The organism is Paenibacillus apiarius (assembly GCF_017052585.1).
GTDB lineage: Bacteria > Bacillota > Bacilli > Paenibacillales > Paenibacillaceae > Paenibacillus_B > Paenibacillus_B apiarius.
Genome location: NZ_JAFFHZ010000001.1, coordinates 2,353,026 through 2,360,000, shown reverse-complemented (window position 1 = coordinate 2,360,000; position 6,975 = coordinate 2,353,026). Strand labels below are relative to the sequence as shown.

Sequence of the window (6,975 nt, the reverse complement as noted above, 5' to 3'; positions counted from 1 at the left end):
AATCATCAGATCCTCTTCGTCTTGAACGACCTTCAAGCCGACGACAGGACCATTCTTATCCGTTACGTTGATCGTCTTAATACCTTTGCCGCCACGGCTCTGGATACGATAGTCCGCCATTGGCGTCCGTTTGCCATATCCTTTCGAAGTGACGATCAGGACGTCGTTATCAATCTTCACGACATCCATATCGATGACGGCGTCTTTTGCTTCGAGGGTAATGCCTTTGACACCGGTCGCCGAACGGCCCATCGAACGGACATCGCTTTCTGGGAAACGGATGGACATTCCGTTCATCGTCCCCATGATAATCTCTTGCTCGCCGTCTGTTAGGCGGACCCCGATAAGGTCGTCATCCTCGCGCAGGTTGATGGCTATGAGACCGCCCTTGCGAATATTGACATAATCATTCAACGGCGTCTTCTTCACGATCCCTTGACGTGTGGCAAAGAACAAGTAGTTTTCGTCGTCGAATTGCTCTACCGGAATAACGGCGTTAATCGATTCGCCCTGCTCGATTTGAATCAGGTTGATAATCGGCGTGCCGCGGGCCGTCCGGCTCAGATCCGGAATTTCATAGGCTTTGATGCGGTACACTTTCCCTTTGTCCGTGAAGAACATCAGGTAGTGGTGAGAGTTGGTTACGAACAGATGCTCGACGAAGTCGTTATCCTTCGTATCCATACCCACAACTCCGCGTCCGCCCCGCTTCTGGCTGCGATACGTCGTTAACGGAAGACGCTTGATATATCCGCTATGGGTAATCGTAATGATGACATCCTCTCTCGGAATGAGATCTTCATCCAAGATGCTGTCTTCGCCAATCGTGATTTCCGTGCGGCGCTCGTCACCATACTTCTGCTTCACTTCTTCCAGCTCATCGTTGATGATGTTCAGGACGAGCTCCTCGCTCGCCAAAATCTCGCGATATTCTGCAATTTTGAGCAGAAGCTCTTGATATTCGGCTTCGATCTTCTCGCGTTCCAATCCAGTCAGGCGGCGCAGACGCATGTCCAAGATCGCCTGAGCCTGATCGAAGCTGAGACCGAAGCGCGTCATTAAGCCTTCACGCGCCTGCTCGTCATTCTGGGAACCCCGAATGAGCGCGATAATTTCATCGATATGGTCAAGCGCAATACGCAACCCTTCGAGAATGTGGGCACGCGCCTCTGCCTTCCTTAGGTCGTACTCGGTACGGCGCCGGATGACTTCAACCTGGTGCTCCAAGTAATAATAGAGCATGTCATGCAGGTTCAACACGCGCGGCTCTTGATTGACGAGCGCCAGCATGTTGCAGCCGAAGTTGGACTGCATGGCAGTATGTTTATACAGATTGTTCAACACAACGCTCGGATTCACATCGCGGCGGAGCTCAATAACGATGCGCATCCCGTTGCGGTCCGATTCATCCCGCAAATCCGTGATGCCGTCAATGCGCTTCTCGCGGACCAATTCCGCGATCTTCTCGACAAGACGCGCCTTATTGACCTGATAAGGCAACTCATGCACGACAATGCGCGCCTTGTTGTTGTTCTCTTCAATGGTCGCTCTGGCCCGCATCGTAATTGAACCGCGTCCAGTCATGTAAGCTTGCCGGATTCCTTCACGGCCGATAATTAAACCTGATGTAGGGAAATCCGGCCCTTTGATATATTCCATCAGCTCAAGCGGCGTCAATTCGGGATTGCGGATAAGCGCCTGCAATCCGTTAATGACTTCCGTCAAATTGTGTGGCGGAATATTGGTCGCCATACCTACCGCAATCCCCGATACCCCGTTAACGAGCAGGTTCGGGAAACGGGCAGGCAGTACGACAGGCTCTTGCTCTTCCCCGTCGTAGTTCGGAGCATAGTCAATCGTATCTTTGTTAATATCGCGCAGCAGCTCCATCGCTATCTTGGAGAGGCGCGCTTCCGTATATCTCATAGCCGCGGCGAAGTCGCCGTCGATAGAACCGAAGTTACCGTGTCCGTCTACCAACATGTAGCGGAGCGAGAAGTCCTGCGCCATACGGACCATCGTCTCGTATACCGCTGAATCACCATGCGGATGATACTTACCGATGACTTCGCCGACGATTCTGGCCGATTTCTTGTAGGGCTTGTCCGGCGACATGCCGAGTTCTGACATCGCATACAAAATACGACGATGCACCGGCTTCAAGCCATCCCGCACATCCGGCAAGGCACGGCTTACGATGATGCTCATCGCGTAATCCAAGAAAGATTCCCGCATCTCGGTTCCGATGTCACGATCCCTGATTTGCGATTGTTTTTCTTCCGCCATGTTGGACCTCCTCATATTTCGTCTTTAACAGCGTCCACATTGTATGGCAAAAAGCAAAAATTTGCTTAGCAAGCGAAAACGGCTCCCACCCCCATTATCGGGGACGAACCGTCTCCACGGATGAATATCATTTTTCCAAGTAAAAACGGCAAACCTCCTCGTATGGAGTATAACCGAATTCAAGCCGATGAATAGCCACGCGATTCATGTGAAGCCCAGCGTAATCTTCCTGCATTCATCAAGTCATACGGATAAAATCATATTCATCAATTCCATAACTACGCTATTTTCATTATATTACTTTCACAAAAGAGATACAATTAAACGTTCCATAAAACTGCCCAAAATCCGAACATTTTCCACAAAAAATAGGTTTTTGTTCTATTCCTCTTAGACGATTAAGCCATACATTGGTATAAATCGTCTAAATTGAGGGAGCGCTTTGTTCCAGCTAGGCGATGCAACCGACTACTCCGCAAAGGGTGATGCATTTTTGTCCATTCGTCGCGTATTCAGCAAGTGGAAAAAGACCCGCACTCTGCAAAGCTCATCGTTAAAACGGTTCGTTCCGGAGACAGCGGTCTTCAATTACGACCACTTAAAAGAAATGATAGCCCGCCATAAAATGGTATACGTAAAGCCAGACAAAGGGACGCACGGGAACGGCGTTATGCGCGCCGAACAACGCTCCGATACATCTTTCGAGCTGAGGGGAGGCGTCTCGACCCAGACCTTCAACTCCTTAGATAACCTGCATGCTGCAATCAAATCACGCATCGGAAATCGGACGTATTTGGTGCAGCAAGGCATTCGCATGATGACTCATCGAGGCCGAAAGTTTGACTTACGGGTGTTGGTGCAAAAAAACTTGGACAACAAATGGGAAACGATGTCCATCTTGGGCCGGAAAGCAGCAGCCCGTAAAATCGTGACCAATGTAAGCAACGGCGGCAAAATGGAGACTCTGGCCAAGCTGCTTCACTCCCGCCTGAACAATGCTGCTATCCGCCGGTTAGGCCGTGAGCTTGAGCAGCTAGGTATATCTACCGGCCAACAATTAGGTCGATCATATAAGGGACTTAAAGAGTTAGGTCTAGATATCGCGCTCGATAAAAGCATGCATCCATGGATACTAGAGGTGAACACCAAGCCTGCTATATATGTCTACCGCACCTTTGATCCTCCTGCCTATCGGCGCATTCGCCGCTACGCAAAAGCGTATGGACGCTTCGACCGGAAGTAATTTCTGAGCTTAAGCATCCAAAATCAACTCACGGAGCTTGGTTATACAGCAATGCCCCAGTCCATCGAACTGGGGCATTGAATTGCTCTGCACAATCAGGCAAGGTACGCCGGTAAACGTTAAATATCCAAGTTCTTGACAAACTTCGCGTGTTGCTGGATGAAATCACGGCGAGGTTCGACGTTGTCCCCCATGAGTGTATCGAATACTTCATCCGCCATTTTGGCGTCATCGAATGTCACTTGCAACATTTTACGGCTTTCCGGATCCATCGTCGTTTCCCACAATTGCTCCGCGTTCATTTCCCCGAGACCTTTGTACCGCTGCACGTTGACCTTTACGCCTTCGCCGAATTCCGCAATAATCTCATCCTTCTGCTTATCGCTGTCGGCATAACGCACAACCTTGTTGCGTTCAATCTTATAGAGCGGCGGCTGTGCGATATACACGAAACCAGCTTCGATGAGCTTGCGCATGTAACGATAGAAGAATGTCAACATTAGCGTTCGAATATGCGCGCCGTCCACATCGGCATCGGTCATAATAATGATTTTGTGATAGCGCGCCTTCGACAAGTCGAAGTCTTCGCCAATACTCGTCCCTAGTGCGGTAATAATCGCCCGAATTTCCGCGTTGGATAATATTCTATCCAGACGGGACTTCTCGACGTTCAAGATTTTCCCCTTCAGTGGCAAGATCGCTTGGAAATGACGATCCCGCCCTTGCTTCGCCGAGCCCCCCGCAGAGTCACCTTCGACGATAAAGAGCTCGCATTGCGCTGCATCCTTCGAGGAACAGTCCGCCAATTTCCCTGGCAAGGAGCTAACCTCGAGCGCACTCTTCCGGCGCGTTAATTCGCGGGCGCGGCGAGCCGCTTCACGAGCGCGCGAAGCCTGCAGGCCTTTTTCCACTACTTTGCGGGAAATTGCCGGATTCTCATTCAAGAAATCCATAAATTTCTCGGAGAAGACGGATTCCACGATGCCGCGCACTTCACTGTTGCCAAGCTTCGTTTTCGTCTGCCCTTCAAATTGCGGCTCCGGAATTTTCACCGAAATGATAGCGGTCAAGCCCTCCCGCACGTCATCACCGCTCAAGTTGGAGGTACTGTCCTTCACCAAGTTCGTCTTGCGGGCATAATCGTTAATAATGCGAGTAAGCGCGCTTTTAAATCCGGATTCGTGCGTGCCGCCCTCATGCGTATGAATATTATTGGCGAATGAATAAATATTTTCGGTATAGCTATCGTTATACTGAAGTGCGATTTCGCACGTAATGTTGTCTTTGGAACCCTCTACATAAATCGGAGGCTCGTGCATTTTTTCACGGTTTCGGTTCAAATAATCGACGAATTCCATGATTCCGCCTTCGTATTTAAACGTCTGCGATTGTCCCGTCCGTTCGTCGCTAAGGACCATCTCGATGCCTTTATTCAAAAAGGCGAGCTCGCGAATCCGTGAAAGAAGAATATCATATTCATATTCCGTCGTTTCCGTGAACACGTCCGGATCTGGCTTGAACTTAATGGTCGTTCCCGTTTCCGCAGTCTCCCCGATAACCTTCAAGTCTGCCTGCGGCACACCACGGCGATATTCCTGCTGGTGGATATGGCCCTCCCGCTTTACGGTAACGAGCAGCATTTCCGACAATGCGTTGACGACCGACACCCCGACACCGTGCAAACCGCCGGACACTTTGTAGCCTTCTCCGCCGAATTTCCCGCCTGCGTGCAAGACAGTCATAACGACTTCGACCGCAGGACGCTTCAGCTTCTCTTGTACCCCTACCGGAATCCCGCGTCCGTTGTCAATGACCGTGACGCTGTTGTCTTCATGCACGATCACTTGAATCTTCGTACAGTAACCGGCCAACGCCTCATCAATACTATTGTCGACCACTTCCCATACCAAATGATGAAGCCCTTTGGCACTGGTTGAACCGATATACATCCCTGGCCGCTTGCGTACGGCTTCCAAGCCTTCCAATACCTGAATCTGGCTCTCATCATACGAATTCTGATTCAAAGACATGCCCTTCACCTACTTCATAAATTTCAGTTCCATCTATGCTTCTTCCACACGCACTAAAAAGTGTGCGCGTTTCTTCAATGTCGTCGATGAAATCGGAGAGTAAAATACCTTTCCCTTCGTCACGACGATGGATTTCGCATCTTCCTCGCCTATCGTCTCCACATTTCTTACCTTGTGCGCGTTCGCCACGAACTGTTTGGATAGCTTGGATGATTTTTCTATCGACACATCAAAAATAGCGACCAGTTCCGAGGACCGAATAACCCTCTCTCCGCCCAAATGAATATACATCCCGCTCACCCCTTAACGCTTAACTTGCCCGTTTTCCACGTGGAACATATTTGCATCTTGCAGCTTGCTTGTGTTAATGCCTTCAATGCCCGTTGTCGTGATGAACGTCTGTACTTTACTCTGAAAGGTTTCAATCAGCTGCGTTTGCCGAAACGAATCCAGCTCGGACAATACATCATCGAGCAACAGTACGGGATATTCCCCTATTTCTTCATGCATGAGCTCAATTTCAGCCAGCTTCAACGACAAAGCCGTCGTCCGCTGCTGCCCCTGAGATCCGTACGTTTGCACTTCTTTGCCGTTAATGAAAAAGGCTAGATCGTCCCGGTGCGGCCCGACAAGTGTCATGCCGCGCCGCACCTCCTGGTCTTTCATTTGTGTTAACTTTATCATAAATTGCTCAAATAAAACAGCGTCATCTTCGTCGGACACTGTAAACGAAGGCGCATATTCCACCATGAGCGCCTCACGTTCGTTCGTAATTCCCGCGTGAATCTGTTCGGCCCACGCTTGCAGCTTCTTTAAATATTGTTTCCTCTTCTTTATAACTTTAACACCATTATCCGCCAGTTGTTCGTTGAATATTTCCAGCATGGTGTTGGCTTGTGCGCTCGGACCGCTCCACATCTGCTTCAACAGATTGTTGCGCTGAGCCAGCACCTTCTGATATTGCTGCAAATGATACAGATAGCTAGGCTGCACCTGAGCGATCTCCATGTCCAAAAACCGGCGGCGGATGCCGGGCGCGCCTTTAACGATTTCTAGATCCTCCGGAGCGAACATGACGACATTCAATGCGCCGATAAACCCGCTTAGTTTTTTCTGCTCGAGCCCGTTCAATTTAGCCTTTTTTCCCTGACGGGAAATATTCAGCTCCAGCTGCACGGTGCCATATTTCCGATCGACAGCAGCCTTAAGCTGAGCTTGCTCCGCCTCCCAGCCGATAAGCTCCTTATCCCGCGAAGTCCGGTGAGACTTGGTCAGGGCGAGCACAAAAATCGATTCCAGCAAGTTGGTCTTGCCTTGGGCATTGTTTCCGACAAAAATATTGACCCGGTTGCTCGTGTCCATTTCAAGAGCTTCGTAATTGCGATATTGCTTCAAAGCAACACTTTTGACGAACAC

5 protein-coding genes (1 of these 5 cut by a window edge) are annotated in these 6,975 nt (G+C 49.9%); 1 reads left to right on the top strand and 4 read right to left on the bottom strand.

The features are described from left to right. Positions 1-2,286, bottom strand: partial view of a DNA gyrase subunit A gene (gene gyrA / locus JSQ80_RS10755; RefSeq protein WP_206095301.1) — the 5' portion only. The gene continues 243 nt to the left of window position 1, outside the view; 2,286 of the gene's 2,529 nt are visible here — the first part of the coding sequence; the start codon lies at positions 2,284-2,286; its stop codon lies beyond the left edge, outside the window. Between the two features lie 493 nt (positions 2,287-2,779). Here gyrA and JSQ80_RS10750 point away from each other — a divergent pair, with 493 nt between their 5' ends. After that, positions 2,780-3,529 (top strand): YheC/YheD family protein, encoded by a 750-nt coding sequence (locus JSQ80_RS10750; RefSeq protein WP_087434879.1) that lies wholly within the window; start codon positions 2,780-2,782, stop codon positions 3,527-3,529. Positions 3,530-3,648: 119 nt separating this feature from the next. Here the strand turns inward: JSQ80_RS10750 and gyrB are convergent, their stop codons facing one another. Genes gyrB through recF form a run of 3 tightly spaced genes read right to left on the bottom strand, consistent with a single transcriptional unit; the run spans position 3,649 to position 6,975 of the window. After that, positions 3,649-5,559: a DNA topoisomerase (ATP-hydrolyzing) subunit B gene (gene gyrB, locus JSQ80_RS10745; RefSeq protein ID WP_087434856.1), complete on the bottom strand. Its 1,911-nt coding sequence runs from the start codon at positions 5,557-5,559 to the stop codon at positions 3,649-3,651. Between the two features lie 33 nt (positions 5,560-5,592). Beyond that, entirely contained in the window at positions 5,593-5,850 is a 258-nt protein-coding gene (gene remB, locus JSQ80_RS10740; protein ID WP_087434855.1) for an extracellular matrix regulator RemB, read from the bottom strand. 12 nt (positions 5,851-5,862) lie between these two features. Next, positions 5,863-6,975: a DNA replication/repair protein RecF gene (gene recF, locus JSQ80_RS10735; protein WP_087434854.1), complete on the bottom strand. Its 1,113-nt coding sequence runs from the start codon at positions 6,973-6,975 to the stop codon at positions 5,863-5,865.

Bases quoted from the DNA above. Each gene is read 5' to 3' on its own strand.
- gyrB (WP_087434856.1), bottom strand. From the start codon at position 5,559: ATGTCTTTGAATCAGAATTCGTATGATGAGAGCCAGATTCAGGTATTG.
- remB (WP_087434855.1), bottom strand. From the start codon at position 5,850: ATGTATATTCATTTGGGCGGAGAGAGGGTTATTCGGTCCTCGGAACTG.